This is a genomic window from Pseudonocardia oceanicola (assembly GCF_047200735.1).
In the GTDB taxonomy this organism is placed as follows: domain Bacteria; phylum Actinomycetota; class Actinomycetes; order Mycobacteriales; family Pseudonocardiaceae; genus Pseudonocardia.
Map to the genome: position 1 here is coordinate 141,644 of NZ_JBJZON010000008.1, position 16,241 is coordinate 157,884.

At 75.3% G+C, this 16,241-nt stretch carries 14 protein-coding genes; 5 read left to right on the top strand and 9 right to left on the bottom strand.

All coding sequences use genetic code 11. The features are described from left to right. Positions 1-36: 36 nt before the first annotated feature. The 3 genes from egtC to egtA are packed head-to-tail and all read right to left on the bottom strand — an operon-like array spanning position 37 to position 3,607. Positions 37-867, bottom strand: a complete 831-nt coding sequence (gene egtC / locus ACL02T_RS14340; protein ID WP_412831189.1) for an ergothioneine biosynthesis protein EgtC — start codon at positions 865-867, stop codon at positions 37-39. Between the two features lie 2 nt (positions 868-869). Continuing rightward, on the bottom strand, positions 870-2,219 hold the full coding sequence (gene egtB / locus ACL02T_RS14345) for an ergothioneine biosynthesis protein EgtB (protein ID WP_412831289.1): 1,350 nt from the start codon (positions 2,217-2,219) through the stop codon (positions 870-872). Between the two features lie 2 nt (positions 2,220-2,221). Then, positions 2,222-3,607, bottom strand: a complete 1,386-nt coding sequence (gene egtA / locus ACL02T_RS14350) for an ergothioneine biosynthesis glutamate--cysteine ligase EgtA (protein WP_412831190.1) — start codon at positions 3,605-3,607, stop codon at positions 2,222-2,224. Between the two features lie 107 nt (positions 3,608-3,714). On the opposite strand from egtA, the gene ACL02T_RS14355 reads away from it, so the two are divergent. Further along, positions 3,715-4,323 (top strand): TetR/AcrR family transcriptional regulator, encoded by a 609-nt coding sequence (locus tag ACL02T_RS14355; RefSeq protein WP_412831191.1) that lies wholly within the window; start codon positions 3,715-3,717, stop codon positions 4,321-4,323. Between the two features lie 70 nt (positions 4,324-4,393). On the opposite strand, the gene ACL02T_RS14360 is transcribed toward ACL02T_RS14355, so the two are convergent. Beyond that, positions 4,394-6,523 carry a molybdopterin-containing oxidoreductase family protein gene (locus ACL02T_RS14360; RefSeq protein ID WP_412831192.1) on the bottom strand — a complete coding sequence of 710 codons (2,130 nt, stop codon included), beginning with the start codon at positions 6,521-6,523 and terminating at the stop codon, positions 4,394-4,396. A 241-nt stretch (positions 6,524-6,764) separates the two neighbouring features. On the opposite strand from ACL02T_RS14360, the gene ACL02T_RS14365 reads away from it, so the two are divergent. After that, a complete protein-coding gene (locus ACL02T_RS14365) occupies positions 6,765-7,733 on the top strand; it encodes an AraC-like ligand-binding domain-containing protein (RefSeq protein ID WP_412831193.1) in 969 nt (322 codons plus the stop codon). Between the two features lie 83 nt (positions 7,734-7,816). On the opposite strand, the gene ACL02T_RS14370 is transcribed toward ACL02T_RS14365, so the two are convergent. The 5 genes from ACL02T_RS14370 to ACL02T_RS14390 form a co-directional block, all read right to left on the bottom strand. Then, a complete protein-coding gene (locus ACL02T_RS14370; protein ID WP_412831194.1) occupies positions 7,817-8,281 on the bottom strand; it encodes a MarR family winged helix-turn-helix transcriptional regulator in 465 nt (154 codons plus the stop codon). Beyond that, complete coding sequence (locus tag ACL02T_RS14375; protein WP_412831195.1) at positions 8,278-9,723, bottom strand: MFS transporter; 1,446 nt, start codon at positions 9,721-9,723, stop codon at positions 8,278-8,280. Before ACL02T_RS14375 ends, ACL02T_RS14370 begins: the two co-directional genes overlap by 4 nt. A 64-nt stretch (positions 9,724-9,787) precedes the next feature. Further along, on the bottom strand, positions 9,788-11,701 hold the full coding sequence (locus tag ACL02T_RS14380; RefSeq protein ID WP_412831290.1) for an ABC transporter ATP-binding protein: 1,914 nt from the start codon (positions 11,699-11,701) through the stop codon (positions 9,788-9,790). 225 nt (positions 11,702-11,926) lie between these two features. Further along, positions 11,927-12,136 (bottom strand): helix-turn-helix domain-containing protein, encoded by a 210-nt coding sequence (locus ACL02T_RS14385; RefSeq protein WP_028932228.1) that lies wholly within the window; start codon positions 12,134-12,136, stop codon positions 11,927-11,929. A 219-nt stretch (positions 12,137-12,355) separates the two neighbouring features. After that, entirely contained in the window at positions 12,356-13,978 is a 1,623-nt protein-coding gene (locus tag ACL02T_RS14390) for an ABC-F family ATP-binding cassette domain-containing protein (protein ID WP_412831196.1), read from the bottom strand. A gap of 157 nt (positions 13,979-14,135) precedes the next feature. Here ACL02T_RS14390 and ACL02T_RS14395 point away from each other — a divergent pair, with 157 nt between their 5' ends. From ACL02T_RS14395 to ACL02T_RS14405, 3 genes are all read left to right on the top strand, one after another. After that, positions 14,136-14,489 carry an SDR family NAD(P)-dependent oxidoreductase gene (locus ACL02T_RS14395; RefSeq protein ID WP_412831197.1) on the top strand — a complete coding sequence of 118 codons (354 nt, stop codon included), beginning with the start codon at positions 14,136-14,138 and terminating at the stop codon, positions 14,487-14,489. Between the two features lie 47 nt (positions 14,490-14,536). Next, on the top strand, positions 14,537-15,685 hold the full coding sequence (locus tag ACL02T_RS14400; protein WP_412831198.1) for a lycopene cyclase family protein: 1,149 nt from the start codon (positions 14,537-14,539) through the stop codon (positions 15,683-15,685). 82 nt (positions 15,686-15,767) lie between these two features. After that, complete coding sequence (locus tag ACL02T_RS14405) at positions 15,768-16,217, top strand: universal stress protein (RefSeq protein ID WP_412831199.1); 450 nt, start codon at positions 15,768-15,770, stop codon at positions 16,215-16,217. Positions 16,218-16,241: the final 24 nt, after the last annotated feature.

Here is a 16,241-nt window from a genome sequence, read left to right on the forward strand (position 1 = left end):
TGCGTCCGGGCGGACCCGGTCGAGCAGGGGACCTGCTCAGGGGTGGGGCGCGCGGGTCCCGCGGTCCGGGATCCCGGTGTCGGTGGGCGGCACGGTGCTCGGGGGTCCGATCGGCCGCCGGTCCAGCCGGCCCGGCGCCGCGACGACGAGGTGCCGGTCCGGGACCGGCTCCCAGCCCGGCCCCGCGTCGGTCGGCTCGGACGCGACCGTGGCCACCTCCGCGGCCACCCGGACCGACAGCGCGTGGTCCCAGGCCGTGCCCCAGATCGTGCTGCCGTCCGTCAGCAGCAGGTTGAGCCGGGAGCCCGGCGCGGCGGCCTCGACGGCGAGGACGGTCCCGGCCAGCACCTGCGCCGGGTCCTCCCCCGCGCGCAGCCGGTGCCGGACGAGCGCCCAGAGCAGCGCCGCGTCCGTCGGGGCGTCGAGGGTCAGCAGGTCGACGACGGGCAGCTCGCCGGCCAGGGCGGCGACCGAGCCGGGCCAGCCGCGGACCACGCCGTTGTGGCTGAACAGCCACGGACCCTCCGTGAACGGGGCCGCCGCGGTGAGGGTGACCGGCATGCCCGTCGTCGCCGACCGGACGGCGGCGAGCACGGCGGCGCTGCGGGTGGCCGCGGCCAGGGAGGCGAACGAGTCGTCCGCCCAGATCGGCTGGGCGGAGCGGTACCGGGCCGGCTCGGGCCACCGGCCGTTCCCGCTCGGGCCGGCCGACGGGTACCAGCCCGCGCCGAACCCGTCCGCGTTGACCGTGCCCCCGCCGCGCATGTCGGCGGGGGCGTAGGACTGGTGCAGCAGCCCGTGCGGCGGCTCCAGCAGCAGCGCGGACAGCGTCGTCGGCGGGCCGAGATGGGCCAGGTGGCGGCACACGGTCAGGGACGGACGTCCGCGACGTCGGCCGGCGAGGCGTCCCGTGCGCAGCGGAACCCGGAGAAGATCTGCCGGCGGACCGGGTGGTCCCAGTTGCGGAAGGTGCCGCGGATCGCCGAGGGGTCGGTGCCGAAGGAGCCGCCCCGCAGGACCCGGTAGTCGCCGCCGAAGAAGACCTCGGAGTACTCGCGGTACGGGAACGCCCGGAAACCGGGGTAGGGGTGCCAGCCCGAGTCGCACCACTCCCAGACGTCGCCGATCAGCTGCTCGACGCCGAGCGGCGACGCCCCCGCGGGGTACGCGCCGACCGGGGCGGGGCGCAGGTGGCGCTGGCCGAGGTTGGCGTGCCGCTCGGTGGGCCCCTCGTCCCCCCACGGGTAGCGCCGGCTGCGCCCGGTGGCCGGGTCGAAGCGGGCGGCCTTCTCCCACTCCGCCTCCGTGGGCAGCCGTTTCCCGGCCCAGCGGGCGTAGGCCGCCGCCTCGTGGAAGCAGACGTGCACCACCGGCTCGTCCGCCGGCACGCGCTCGACGACGCCGAACCGGCGCCGCCACCACTCGCCCGCCGGGTCCCGCTCCCAGAACTGCGGAGCGGCCAGCCCCTCGGCGGTGCGGTGCCGCCAGCCCTCCGCGCTCCACCAGCGCGGGTCGGTGTAGCCGCCGGCCTCGACGAACTCGGCGTACTCGCCGTTGGTCACCGGGTGGGTGTCGATCCAGAAGGCCGGCAGCGTGATCGGGTGCGCCGGGCGCTCGTTGTCCAGCGCCCACGGCTCGGCGGACGTGCCCCGGGTGAACTCGCCGGCGGGCACCAGCACCTCGCGGGCGGCGAGCCGGCGACCCGCGGGTGGTTCGGGCGCGTGCAGCACCGGCGCCCCGGTCCGCAGCTGGTGGGTGGCGAGCATGGTCTCGTCGTGCTGCTGCTCGTGCTGGACGATCATGCCGAAGGCGAAGCCCTCGTGTTCCAGCCGGCGACCCCGCAGCGGGCTGCGCTCCAGCGCGTCGAGCGCCTTCTCGCGCACCTCGGCGACGTACCGGCGGGCCTCGGGCGGGGTGAGCAGGGGCAGCTCGACGCGGCTGGCCCGGCTGTGTCGGAACGCGTCGTACAGCCCGTCGATCTCCGGCCGCAACGGCTCGCGTCCGCCGACGTCCCGGACCAGCCAGAGCTCCTCCTGGCTGCCGATGTGCGCGAGGTCCCAGACCAGCGGGGACATCAGCGGCGAGTGCTGGGCGACCAGGTCGGTCTCGTCGACCGCGTCGGTGAGCCCGGTGCTCCGGACGCGGGACCGCTCCAGCAGGGCCGCGACGTGGCTGCGGAGCTGCTCCGGGTCGGCGACGAGGTCGGTCTCGGGCGTGATCGTCACGGGAAGGCTCCCTCCGTCGGGGACGGGATGATCTCGAGGGTCTCGAGGGGGACGCCGGCGGGCGGCTCCCCGGGCAGCGGCTCGTCGGCGGGACAGCGGCCCGCGGCCACCCGGCGCTCGGTGACCTCCACGAGCCGCGCGAGCAGGGCGGGCGGCGGGGCGAGGGCGGGCAGTTCGGCGCAGGCCAGGGAGAACACCTCGACCGCGGCCGCGGCGAGGACCCGGTCCTCCAGGCCGTGCCGGGCCGCGGAGGTCCAGCGCAGCCGGGCCGGCGCGCAGATCTCGCGCACCCGGTCCACGACGGCCGGCCGGGCGGTGAGCGCCGCGAGCACGGCGACCGGCAGCGCCCAGTCCGCGCCCTGCTGCCCGTCGACGTACCGGACCTCGAGGAACCCGCGGGGCCGGACGGGCGGGAACAGGGTGGAGATGTGGTAGTCGAGGTCGGCGACCGTCGGCCGGCGGCCGGGCAGCCGGCCCGCCACCCAGTCGGCAAAGGTCACGCCCTCCGGGGTGGACCACTCCCCCGCGCCGCGCACGCACAGCAGGGGTGTCCCGACCGCGCGTTCGGCCCAGGCCCGGGCCGGGTCGCCGTCGACCGACGTCGGCGGGGCGGTGCGCGCCGGGTCCAGCGCCAGCCAGGCGGCCAGGCGGCTGGACTTCCAGCCGGTGCGCCGCCCGTGCAGCAGTGGGGAGTTGGCGAAGGCGGCCACGAGGACCGGGCCGAGGTCGTGGAGCGCCGCCCAGCGGGCGGGGAGGTCGGCGCGTTCCCCGGCGTCGAGCGCGACCTGGACGGCCGAGGTGGAGCACATGCCGCTGCGGCCGTGCGGGCCGTTCCGGTCGAAGGCGCGCTCCATGGCGCGGTAGCGCGGGAGCTGCAGCAGCCGGCGCGCGGGCCGGACCGGGTCGGCGGCGCGGGGTTCGGGGGTGAGGCCGCGGGCGGCGAGCCGGGCGTGGAGGGCGGCGGCGTCGCCCTCGACGGCGGCGACCAGGGCGCCGAGGCCCTCCGTCGGGGGGCTGGCGAGCTCGATCTGACCGCCGGGTTCGACGGTGACGACCGACCGGTGCGGCAGCGGGGCGGCCGGGGAACCGGGGACGAGCGGGGCGGGAGCGTGCGGCCCGAGCGCACCGAGCAGGTCGGCGAGCTCGGCGGACCGGGCGGGGTCGGCGGGGCGCAGGAGCCATTCGAGCTCCACGCCCACGTACCGCGGGGGGCCGTGCTTGAAGCAGACCGAGGCGACGTAGGCCTCGGCCTCCGCGCGGGTGCGCAGCTCGGCGCTGTCCGCGGGCAGCTCCGACACCTGGCCCACCACGCCCGACGTGCCGAAGGACGGTCCGCCCTCCGGCCCCGGGACGGCGGGCACGGTCCCCGCGTCTGGAAGCACGGATCGAACGCTACCCGCGGGGTCCGACAGTTGCAGGTCCTTCTCCCGGCCCGTCCCGACGCGGCCGCGTCCTGCGCCACAAGACGTACGTACGGGATACTGGACCGGTGCCCCGTGTGAGTACCGACCAGCTCGCCGCCCGGCGCCAGCACATCCTCGACGGCGCCCGGCGGTGCTTCGCCGCGCACGGGTACGAGGGGGCGACGGTCCGACGGCTCGAGCAGAGCACCGGGCTCTCCCGCGGCGCGATCTTCCACTACTTCCGGGACAAGGACGCGCTGTTCCTCGCCCTCGCCGAGCAGGACGCGCGCCGGATGGCCGACGTCGTCGCCGACCAGGGCCTGGTCCAGGTCATGCGGGACCTGCTGGACGGCGCCCGCGGGGACGGTACGGACGGCGCCGCACCGGACCCCGACGGCGACCGCAGCTGGCTCGGCACCCGGCTGGAGGTGTCCCGGCGGCTGCGCACCGACCCGGACTTCCGCGAGCGCTGGCAGGCGCACTCCGCCGAGCTCACCGCGGCCACCCGGGAGCGGCTCGAGCGGCAGGCCGCGGCCGGGGCCCTGCGCGACGACGTCCCGGTCCCCGTGCTGGCCCAGTACCTGGAGCTGGTGCTGGAGGGGCTGGTCTCGCACCTGGCCATGGGCCTGCCGGCCGACGCGCTCGACGGCGTGCTCGACCTGGTCGAGCAGAGCGTGCGCACCCTGCGCCGCTGACCCCGGACGACGGAAACCCGCCGGCCCCGGAGGGGGTGTGGGGCCGGCGGGCGGGTCGGGAGCGGACGGATCAGGCGGGCTCGACCTCGACCCGGGTGTCGGAGAAGGTGGGCGCGTTGCCGAGGTCGGCGAACTCGGTGGGGTTGACGGCGTTGACGGTGGCCGGCCCCTTGGCCCGCGACCGCCACTGCCCCATCGGCGCCAGGACGACGCCGCGGGCCACCTCGTCGGACACCTTCACCGTGACGAGGAACTCCCCGCGCTCGTTGAAGACCCGGATCAGCGAGCCCTCGGCGATCCCGCGGGTCTCCGCGTCGGCCGGGTGCACGATCGCCGACGGCTCGCCCTGCACCCGCTGCTGGGCGCCGAGATTCCCGTACGACGAGTTGAGGAACGCGTGCGCCTTGGGCGAGACCAGGTGCAGCGGGTAGTCACTGCGCGCCGGCGGGATGTAGTGCGGCAACGGGTCCACCTCGCCGCCGGGCTGGGCCTCGTTGCTGCCCTGCCGGAACAGCGGGAGCACGAAGTTCCCGCCCGCCGCCGCGGCGGACACGAACTCCTGCTTGCCCGACGGCGTCGGGAAGTCGCCGATGTCGTGCGGGGCGTAGTGGTCGGCGTCGGGCAGGGTCAGCCGCGCCCAGCCCGTCTTCGCCAGCGACTTCGGCGTGATCCCCTGCAGCGCGGGCGCGCCCCAGTCGTAGGCCTGCTCGATCAGCTCCTCGTCGGTCATCCCGAAGCACTCGTCGTCGAACCCCATCGCCACGGCCAGCCGCCGGAACAGCTCCGTGTTGGGGACCGCCTCGCCCACGGGTGCGATCGAGGGCCGGTTGAGCCCGATGTAGAAATGCCCCCACGAAAACATGACGTCGAGCTGCTCGAGCTGCGTGGTGGCCGGCAGCACGAGGTCCGCGTACTGCGCGGTGTCGGTGAGGAACTGCTCACTGACCACGGTGAACAGGTCCTCGCGGGACAGCCCGGCGACCACCCTCTCCTGGTCCGGGCAGACGATCATCGGATTGGCGTTGTAGACCATCAGCGCGTGGATCCCGGGGTCGAGCCCCAGCTCCCCGGTCAGCGCCTTGCCGAGCAGGTACTGGTTGACCACGCGCGTGCCCTCGGGCCGCAGCTGCGGCTGCGACAGCGCGTCCCAGTTCACCGGGAAGGCCCAGAGCGGCAGCGCCAGCAGCCCGCCGCCGGGCCGGCGCCAGGCACCCACCAGGCCGGGCAGGCACGAGATCGCCCGCACGGTCTGCCCGCCGCCGGAGTGCCGCTCGATCGCCACGCCGATCCGGATCATCGACGGCTGCCCGGCGGCGTACTCGCGGGCGAGCGTCCGGATGTCCTCGGCCGGGATGCCGGTCTCCGCGGAGGCCCACTCCGGCGTGCGGTCGCGGACCCGCTCGGCCAGTTCCTCGACGCCGACGGTGTGCTCGGCGACGTACTCCGCGTCCGTCAGGCCCTCGGCGAGGATGACGTGGATCAGGGCGAGGGCCAGCGCGCCGTCCGTGCCCGGGCGGATCGGGATGTGCCAGTCGGCACGCTTCGCGGTGCGGTGCCGCACCGGGTCGATGACGACGACCTTGGCGCCCCGCTTCTGCGCCTCGGCCACGAACGGCCACAGGTGCAGGTTGGTCGAGACCATGTTGCAGGCCCAGATCACGATGTACCGCGAGTGCACCAGGCTCTCGGGGTCGACACCGGCCGTCGGGCCCAGGCTCATGACGTACGCCGTCGACGCACCGGAGTCGCAGAAGGTGCGCTCGGCGACGGTCGCGCCCAGCTTGTTGAAGAACGGGTCGCCGACGTTGAGCCCGTTGAGCGTGCCCTGGGTGCCCAGGTAGCTCACGGGCATGATCGCCTCGGCGCCGTGCTCGGCGACCACGCCGCGGAAGCGGGCGGTGATCTCCGCGATCGCGTCGTCCCAGCCGATCGGCTCGAACCGGCCGGAACCCTTCGGCCCCGTGCGGCGCAGCGGGGTCGTCACCCGCTCCGGGCTGTAGACCCGGTCGACGTAGTTGTTGACCTTCACGCACAGCCCGCCCCGGGTGAAGGGGTGGTCGGGGTCGCCGCGCACCCCGGTCGCCCGCCCGTCCTCGACCGAGACGAGCATCGAGCAGCCGTCGGGGCAGTCGTGCGGGCAGATGGCGCGGTGGGTGCCCGTCTCCCCGACGGCGAGGAGGGGCAGGTCGGCGAGGGTCATCGCGGTCGCTCCCGGATCGTGGTGGGTGATCCATCCTCGGTCGCCGCGGGCCGTCCCGGGTTGGCGCCGAGCGACCGGAGGTGGGCAGCGAGTGACCGGAGGGCGGCAACCGGCGACGGATGTGGGCGGGCGCGGCGGCGCGGGGAGGCGTTGACGCGCCCGCAACACGCTGCGAACCTGCGTCTGGTTCCCTCCGGGTCGGGCCGGTGGGGAGCCGCCGCCGCGAGCACAGGAGGTGACCGTGGTCCTCGCACCGGGATCCGCGCCCGGCGGCACGGACACGCGCGCCACCCGCCGCTTCGACGAGTGGCGGGAGGCCATCCGGCACGACTTCGTCGCCCTCGACATCGCCGCCGACGGCCGGGTCGGCACCTTCAGCGGGACCGTGCGCAGCGCGACCGTGGCCCACCTGCAGGTGTCGGAGGTCTGCTCGGTCGACCAGGTGTGCCGGCGCACGCCCTCCCTCGCCGCCGCCGACGACCGGGAGTTCCTGCAGATCGGCATGATCACCCGGGGCACCGGGGTGGTGGAGCAGGACGGCCGCCGCGCCGCGCTCGCCACCGGCGACTTCGCGATCTACGAGACCGGCCGGCCGTTCCGCTGGCGGTTGGGCGGGGACTGGCGCCTCGACGTCTTCACCTGGCCCCGCGCCTCCGTCGGGCTCGACGCCGGCGAGTCCACGCGGGTCACCGCCCTGCGGATGGACGGCCGCGTGGGCCTGTCCGGGATCGTCGGCGGCCTGCTGCGCGGGCTGCTCGCCGCCCCGCCACGACTGACCCCCGCCGGGGCCGCCCGGGTGGCCGACGAGACGGGCGACCTGGTCACCACGCTGGCCGTGGAGCAGCTCGCCGGGCCGATGGCCGTCGACCGCCCGCAGCAGGCACTGCTCCGGGAGATGTGCACCTACGTCGACGCGCACCTGGCCGACCCCGGCCTGGGCCCGGCCGCGGTGGCGCGGGCGCACTTCGTGTCGGTGCGCCAGGTGCACCGGCTCTTCGCGACGACCGGGGAGACGGTGAACCGGCGGATCCGGCGGCTGCGGCTCGAGCACTCCCGCCGGGAGCTGGCCGACCGCCGGCGGGCGGGTGAGCCGGTCACGGAGATCGCGCGGCGCTGGGGCTTCCCGGACCTCGCGACCTTCAGCCGCGCCTTCCGGGGCGCCCACGGGGTCTCGCCCAGCACCTACCGGGCCCGGCATCTCGTCCCCTGACCTCACGACTCGCGCTGCCGGAACCCCCGCTCGCGCTGCCGGAGCCCCCGCTCGCGCTGCCGGAACTCCCGACTCGCGGGAAGTCAGAGGGCGGCGAGGATCCGGTCGAGGTGGGCGAGGTCCCCGGGCGGGAGGGCGCGCAGGGCGGGCGGCGGGTCGCCCAGGATGGCACGCGCCGTGGCGGCGGCCCGCTCCCCCTCGGCCGTCGCGCTGACGATCTTGCAGCGCCGGTCCTCCGGGTGGTGCTCCCGGCCGACCAGGCCGCGTCTCTGCAGATCGTCGACCACGACCGTGGCGTAGGGCCGGTCGACCGAGAGCCGGTCGGCCAGCTCGGACAGCGTCCCGGGGGCGCGCGCCACCTCCAGCAGCGCCTTGACCCGCACGAAGCTCAGCCCGACCGCCTCGCACGCCTCCCGCCGCCGGTCGTGCTGGTCCAGGACGAGTGCCCGCATGCGGCCCCAGGCCCGCGCCGCCGGGTCCTCGCTGACGTCCGGGTCCCGCGGGCCGGTCACCGGGTCGACCCCGGGGGCGCTCCTCGCGCCCGTCACCGCACACCCGCCGGGCTCGGCGCGCCGGGGGCGGCGAACAGCTCCGCGGTCCGGGTGGCGGTGCGCCGCGCCCAGGCCGTCGTCGTGACGAGGCCGAGGACCAGCACCGCGAGGCCGCAACCGATCTGGACCGCCCAGCCGACGTGGGTGGCCGCCGCGAGCCCCGTCGGCAGCGGCCCGACGACCGAGGCGGTGACCGCCGACCCGATCACCGCGACGCCCAGCGCGGTGCCCACCTGCCGGCTGGTCGACGCCACCGCCGAGGCCACCCCGGCCTGCGCGGCGGGCATCCCGGAGACGGCCGTGTTGGTGATCGGGGCGTTGATCATGCCGAACCCGATCCCGAACAGCAGGTACGCCGTGATCGGCAGCCAGAGCGGCGAGTCGGTCCGCAGCCCGAGCAGCAGCACGCCGGACAGCGTGATCCCGAGCCCGCCGACGAGGAGCGGGATGCGGGCGCCGCGGGTGGCGACCAGCCGCCCCGACACGGTGGGCAGCGCCGCCGCCATCGCGGCCATCGGCAGCGTGAGCAGCCCGGCGTGCAGCGGTGAGTAACCGCGGGCGGTCTGCAGGTAGAGGGAGTTGACGAAGAGGAAGCCGGCCAGGGCGGCGAAGGCGCAGACCGCGATCACCGCGGCCCCGGCGAAGGGGGCGCTGCGGAAGAAGCGTGGATCGAGCAGCGGCTCCGGCAGACGCCGCTCCCACGGCAGCAGGGCCGCCAGCGCCGCGACCGCGGCGACCGCGCAGCCGAGGACCCACGGCGAGGTCCAGCCCTGCACCGGGCCCTCGATGATGGCGAACGTGGCGCCGCCCAGCAGGACCGCGATCAGCAGCTGGCCGAGCGGGTCGAGCCGCCGCGGGCGGGGTGCGCGGGACTCCGGCACGAACCGGGTCGCCAGCACGACGGCCACGGCGACCACCGGCACGTTGACCCAGAACACCGAGCGCCAGCCGACGAGGTCGACGAGCGCGCCGCCGACGAGCGGGCCCAGCGCCATGCTCAGCCCGACCACGCTGCCCCACACCCCGATGGCGCGGGCACGCTCGCGGGGGTCGGTGAAGACGTTGACGATGATCGACATCGCGACGGGGTTGAGCATCGCGCCACCCAGCGCCTGCACGATCCGGAAGCCGACGAGCGCGCCCGCGGTCGGGGCGATGCTGCACAGCAGCGAGCCCAGGCCGAACAGCACCAGGCCGATGCGGAAGACCCGCTTGCGCCCCACCCGGTCCGCGGTCGACCCGGCCAGCATGAGCAGGCTCGCGAGGGTGAGCGTGTAGGCGTCGATGGTCCACTGCAGCGAGGTGACCGACGCCGACAGGTCGGCCTGGATCGACGGCAGCGCCAGGTTGACGATCGTCGCGTCCAGGCTGACCACGAACAGGCTGGAACAGCAGATCACCAGCACCAGCAGGCGGTGCCTGCGGTCGAGCTCGGGCACGGGCCGCTCCGCGAAAGTTGCGCCGACACAATCGTTAGCACGATACAACGGTTCGCGGGGCGTGTCAGCGGCTGAGAGGCAGATCGCCCTGCTCGTGGGTGTGCGTGCACCCGGGCACGAGGCAGGCGGCGTCGGAGACCTCGGAGGCGGCGAACTGGGTGCGGTGCAGCGTGGCGTAGCGACCCTCCGCCGCCAGCAGCTCCGCGTGGGTCCCCTGCTCGGTGATGCGCCCGGCCTCGACGACCGCGATCGCGTCCGCCGCCCGCACGGTGGAGAGCCGGTGCGCGATGACGATCGCGGTGCGCCCGGCCAGCGCCTCGGCCAGCGCCTCCTGCACGGCGGCCTCGGACTCCGAGTCCAGGTGGGCGGTGGCCTCGTCGAGCACGACGACCGGGGGCCGGGCCAGCAGCAGCCGGGCGATGGTGAGCCGCTGCCGCTCCCCGCCGGACAGCCGGTAGCCACGCTCCCCCACGACCGTCTCCAGCCCGTCGGGCAGTTGGTCGAGCAGTTCGCCGAGCCGGGCGCGGTGCAGGGCCTCGCGCAGCTCGTCGTCGCTCGCCCCCGGCCGGGCGTAGCGCAGGTTCGCCGCGATGGTGTCGTGGAAGAGGTGCCCGTCCTGCGTGACGACGCCGACGGCACCGCGCAGGGCATCGAAGGTCAGGTCCCGGACGTCGACGCCGGAGAGCTCGACGGCGCCGGAGTCGACGTCGTAGAGGCGCGGGAGCAGCGACGCGATGGTCGACTTCCCCGCCCCGGACGGCCCCACCAGCGCCAGCAGCGAGCCCGCGGGCACGTGCAGGTCCACACCGTGCAGCACCTCCCCCGGCGCGCGGCGGTCCAGCACGGCGACGTCCTCGAGCGAGGCGAGCGAGACCTGCTCGGCCGTCGGGTAGGAGAAGCGCACGTCCCGCAACCGCACCGAGACGGGCCCCGCCGGCAGGCCGCGGGCGTCCGGCCGCTCGGAGATCATCGGCCGCAGGTCGAGGACCTCGAAGACCCGCTCGAAGGCCACCAGCGCGGTCATGACGTCCACCCGGGCGTTGGCCAGCGCGGTCATCGGCGTGTACAGCCGGGTGAGCAGCAGGGCCAGGGTGACCACGGTGCCCGGCTCGATCCGCCCGGTCACGGCCATCCAGCCGCCGAGCCCGTAGACCAGCGCCTGGGCCAGCGCCGAGACCAGGGACAGGGACGTGACGAAGACCCGGGAGACCATCGCCGTCCGCACGCCGATGTCGCGGACCCGCTCGGCGCGCTCACCGAACTCCCGCGCCTCCTCCCGCGGCCGCCCGAACAGCTTGACGAGCGTGGCACCCGCTGCGGAGAACCGCTCGGTCATCTGCGTGCTCATCGCGGCGTTGAGGTCGGCCGAGTCCCGCCGCAGGTCGGCGATGCGCCGCCCCATCCGCCGGGCGGGCACCACGAAGATCGGCAGCAGGAGCAAGGCGAGCACGGTGACCTGCCACGCCAGCCCGATCATCACGGCGAGGGCCAGGGTGAGCTGGATGACGTTGGACAGCACGCTCGCGAGCGTGGTGGTGATCGCCGACTGCGCCCCGATGACGTCGTTGTTCAGCCGGCTCACCAGCGCGCCCGTGCGCGTGCGGGTGAAGAACGCGATCGGCATCCGCTGGACGTGCGTGAACACGGCGGTGCGCAGGTCGACGATCAGGCCCTCGCCGATCCGCGAGGAGAACCACCGCGCGGCGAGCCCGATCAGTGCCTCGCCCACGGCGAGGGCGGCGATGGCCAGGGCGAGGGTGACGACCTGCCGCCCGGCGCCGCTGCCGCCCGCCACGATCGCGTTGACGACCCGGCCGGCGAGGATCGGGGTCAGCACGCCGATGATCGCCGTTCCCGTCGTGAGCAGCAGGAACGCCAGCAGCCAGAGCCGGTAGGGGCGGGCGAAACGCCAGATCCGCGCGACGGTGCCCGGCGCGAGGGTGCGCGGGGCGTCCGCCGCCCGCGTCATCCCGCGCATGATCGTGAACGGCCTGTCCACACACCTCACCCGAACCGCGTCATGGAGCCGTCGTGCGTACGGGCGGGCCCGCGGCGGATCACGGCTCCACGATGCGTTCCGACCGCCCGATGCGCGTCGTTGTCGGGTCCATGATGCGCCCGGGTCCGGCTGGACGCGCGCCGACCCGCCGCCGTGCGCCGGTCACGGTGGCGGGTGCGCGTTCGCCGTCGAGTGCGGTGGTCCCTACTTCTTCTTGGTGCGGGTGGCACCGCCCCGGCCGCGCAGGGTCACCCCGGTCTCGCTGAGCACGCGGTGCACGAAGCCGTACGACCTCCCGGTCTGCTCGGCCAGGGCCCGGATGCTGGCGCCCTTCTCGTACTTCTTCTTCAGGTCGGTGGCGAGTTTGTCCCGCTGGGTGCCCGTGATCCGGGCGCCCTTCTTCAGGTCGGCCACGACAGTTGACCTCCTCTGCCCATCGCGGACCCCCGTCCGCGGACCGGAGCCGCCCGTCGGCTCGTCGGTGCGAGCCATGATGATCCTTCTGCGGGGATGTGGCCAGCGCAACATCCCGCATGATCGGTGAACGGTTCGCCCGTTCGGATCACGCGGACGGGTGATCGAGGTGGACCCGGAAGTCACGCGTCGGTCACCTCGCCGTCACGGGCGCGTGGCCTACGCCAGCTGGACGAGTTCCAGGTAGTCCGCGGACCAGTGGTCCTCGGTACCGTCCGGAAGCACGATCACCTTGTCGGGTTCGAGGGCCTCGACGGCGCCGGGATCGTGGGTGACCAGCACGACGGCCCCCTCGAAGCGGCGCAGGGCGTCGAGCACCTGTTCGCGGCTGGCCGGGTCGAGGTTGTTGGTGGGCTCGTCGAGGAGCAGCACGTTGGCCGCGCTCGACACGAGCCCGGCCATGGCGAGCCGGGTCCGTTCGCCGCCGGAGAGCGTGCCCGCCGGCTGCTCCAACTGCTCGCCCGAGAACATGAACGAACCCAGGACGGTGCGCAGCTGCTGCTCCGGGGCGTCGGGCGAGGCGTGCCGGATGTTCTCCCACACGCTGGCGTCCATGTCGAGCGTGTCGTGCTCCTGCGCGAAGTACCCGGTGCGCAGGCCGTGGCCGGGCACGACCTCGCCCGAGTCGGACAACTCGGTCCCCGCCAGCAGCCGCAGCAGGGTGGTCTTGCCCGCGCCGTTGAGACCCAGCACCACGACCTTCGTGCCGCGGTCGACGGCCAGGTCGACGCCGGTGAACACCTCCAGCGACCCGTAGGCCTTCGACAGGTTCTCCGCGGTCAGCGGGGTGCGCCCGCACGGGGCCGGCGTGGGGAAGCGGATCCGCGCGACACGATCGGCCTGCCGCTCGGGCTCCAGCCCGGCCAGCAGCTCGTCGGCCCGGCGCGCCATGTTCTTGGCGGCGACGGCCTTGGTGGCCTTCGCGCCCATCTTGGCGGCCTGCGCATGCAGGGCCGAGGCCTTCTTCTCGGCGTTGGCCCGCTCGCGGCGGCGGCGCTTCTCGTCCGTGGCCCGCGCCTCGAGGTAGCGCTTCCAGTTCATGTTGTACTGGTCGACCTCGCCGCGGGTGGCGTCGAGGAACCACACCTTGTTCACCACGGCGGCCAGCAGGTCGGTGTCGTGGCTGATCACCACGAGGCCGCCCTCGTGCGCCTGCAGGAACCCGCGCAGCCAGGTGATCGAGTCGGCGTCGAGGTGGTTGGTCGGCTCGTCGAGCAGCAGCGTCGTGGCGCTCTGCGAGCCGCCGTCCGACGCCGCGAACAGGATCCGAGCCAGCTCCACGCGCCGGCGCTGGCCGCCGGACAGCGTGGCGATCCGCTGGTTCAGCACCCGCTCCGGAAGGCCGAGGTTGGTGCAGATCCGGGCGGCCTCGCTCTCGGCGGCGTACCCGCCGAGCGCGGCGAAGCGCTCCTCCAGCCGCCCGTACTCGCGGACGGCCCTCTCGTTCTCCGGTCCGTCGACCAGCTCGGCCATCGCGGTCTGGACCTTCTCCAGCTTGCGCAGCAGCTCGTCGAGCCCGCGTGCGGACAGGACCCGGTCCTTCGCGGTGACGGAGAGGTCGCCCTCGCGGGGGTCCTGGGGCAGGTAGCCGACGGGCGAGTTCGCGGAGACGGCGCCGCCGTAGGGCTCGCCCTCCCCCGCCAGGACGCGCATGGAGGTGGTCTTGCCGGCACCGTTGCGGCCGACGAGGCCGATCCGGTCCCCGGGCTGGACGCGCAGCGTGGCGCCGGACAGCAGGATGCGGGAGCCGGCGCGCAGCTCGAGATCGGTGGCGGTGATCATGAAGGGGACTCCGGGGACGGGGTCGACGACGAGAGGGGCGACCTGCGGGCGCCACCCGATCCTCGTGGGTGTCCCGCGGCGCGGCGCCTACTCGATCAGGATCACGACTCCAGGCTACCGGTCCGCGCATCTCGTTTCGCCCCGTAGGGTCACCGTCATGACCGAAGTCACCGACGCCACGGGTGATCTGGCCGGTCGGGCGGCGCTCGTCACGGGAGCCGGCCGCGGGACCGGGCTCGCCGTCGCCGCGGAGCTGCTGGCCCGCGGGGCCTCCGTCGCGATCACCGGCCGCAAGCAGCCCGACCTCGAGGCCGCGGCCACGGAGCTCGGTGCCCCCGGCCGCGTGCTGACCGTGGCGGGCAACGCCGGCGACGCCGCCCACCGCGAGGAGGGGGTCGCCCGCACCGTCGAGGAGGTCGGCAACCTCGCGATCCTGGTGACGTCGGGCTGGATCACCGGCGAGACCGTCCGGATCGACGGCGGCGCCCTGGCCTCCGGGAGGAACGCCTGAACGTCCGGGACCCCGCCACCCGGGGTACGGCGACCCCGCACCCCGGCGTGACCGACGTGCTGGTCGCCGGCGGCGGCCCGGCCGGTCGCGCGCTGGCGGCCGCCTGCGCGCGGATCGGGCTGCGCACCGCACTGGCCGACCCCGCCCCGGACCGCCCCTGGCGGGCGACGTACGCGGCCTGGACCGGCGAGCTGCCCCCCGACGTCCCGGCCGCGGTCGTGGCCGCCCGCGCGAGCGGCCGGGCCGTCGCGCTCACCGAGCACCGGCTGGGCTGGGAGTACGCGGTCCTCGACACCGCGGCCCTGCGGGCCCACCTCGACGCAGGGCTGGCCGGGGTCACCGTCCACCGGGCGAAGGTGGTGGGCAGCGAGCCCGGGTACGCCCTGCTCGCCGACGGGCGGATCCCCGCACGCCTGGTCGTGGACGCCACGGGGCACCGGCCGGCCCGGGATCGGCGGCCCGCCGCGGAGCAGACCGCGTACGGGCTGGTCGTCGACGCGGCCACGGCCGCCCCGGTCGTGGCGGCGGGCGAGGCGCTGTTCATGGACTGGCGGCAGCAGCACGGCGGCACCGGCTGGCCGACCTTCCTCTACGCCGTGCCGCTGGGCGGCGGGCGGGTGCTGCTCGAGGAGACCTCGCTGGCGCGCCGGCCCGGCCTGCCGCTGCCCGAGCTGCGCGAGCGGCTGCACGCCCGACTCACCCGGCACGGGGTGCGCCCGCCCGCCGACGCCGAGGAGGAACGCGTCCGGTTCCCCGTCGAGGGCCCGATCGGCGCGTCACTGGCTCCCGGCCCCGCGTTCGGTGCCGCGGGCGCGCTGGTCCACCCCGCCACCGGGTTCTCGGTCGCGACCGCGTTGCGGCTGGCGCCGCGGCTCGCGGAGGCGCTCGCCGGCCCGGCGCCCCGGCGCGCGGCGCGCTCCGTCGTCTGGCCGGCACGGGCACGGGCGGTACACGCGCTGCGGCACCGCGGCCTGGAGGCCCTGCTCCGCATGCCGCCGGAGCAGGTGCCGGCCTTCTTCGAGGTGTTCCTGGGCCTGCCCGCCCCCCATCGTTGGGCCTACCTCACCGGTCGCGCCGACCTGCCCGGCACCGCCGCGGCGATGCGGGCACTGTGGGCCCGCGCGGACTGGCCGCTGCGCGCCCGGCTCGTGGGTCCGGCCCTGCTGCCCCGGGCCCGCCCCGCCACGACCAGGTGATTCGCGCGAGCCGGCGCAGCTCAGCAGGCTACCCGTCGGTAATCTGCCGGCACCATCGTGCGACCGGTCCCCCGGAGGTCACATGTCCGCCTACACCACCGTCGTCGTCGGCACGGACGGGTCCGCGACCTCGTACCTCGCCGTGGAGCGCGCGGCCGCCGTCGCGCGCGACTCGGACGCCGAGCTCGTCCTGGTCTCCGCCTACACGCCCGCCTCGCGCGAGGAGACCCTGGAGGCCGAGGACGCCCTCGGCGACGAGGCCTACCAGGTCCGCGGCTGGACGCCCGCCGAGGAGGTGCTGCGCACCGCCGAGGACAAGGCCGCCGCGGCCGGTGCCACGAAGATCAGCAAGGTCGCCGAGGACGGCGCACCGGCCGACGTGCTGCGCAAGGCCGTCACCGAGCGCAACGCCGACCTGCTCGTGGTGGGCAACAAGGGCCTCAACACCCTCAGCGGCCGCATCCTCGGCTCGGTGCCGTCCGACGTCGCCCGCCGCTCCGGCGTCGACGTCCTGATCGTGCACACGACCTGAGCGGGCCCGTGGGCGAGGGCCGAC

Excerpts from the sequence above, each read along its gene's own strand:
- ACL02T_RS14390 (WP_412831196.1), bottom strand. The coding sequence starts at position 13,978 with ATGATCACCGCCACCGATCTCGAGCTGCGCGCCGGCTCCCGCATCCTG.
- ACL02T_RS14360 (WP_412831192.1), bottom strand. The coding sequence starts at position 6,523 with ATGACCCTCGCCGACCTGCCCCTCCTCGCCGTCGGGGAGACGGGCACC.
- ACL02T_RS14380 (WP_412831290.1), bottom strand. The coding sequence starts at position 11,701 with ATGCGCGGGATGACGCGGGCGGCGGACGCCCCGCGCACCCTCGCGCCG.
- ACL02T_RS14405 (WP_412831199.1), top strand. The coding sequence starts at position 15,768 with ATGTCCGCCTACACCACCGTCGTCGTCGGCACGGACGGGTCCGCGACC.
- ACL02T_RS14395 (WP_412831197.1), top strand. The coding sequence starts at position 14,136 with ATGACCGAAGTCACCGACGCCACGGGTGATCTGGCCGGTCGGGCGGCG.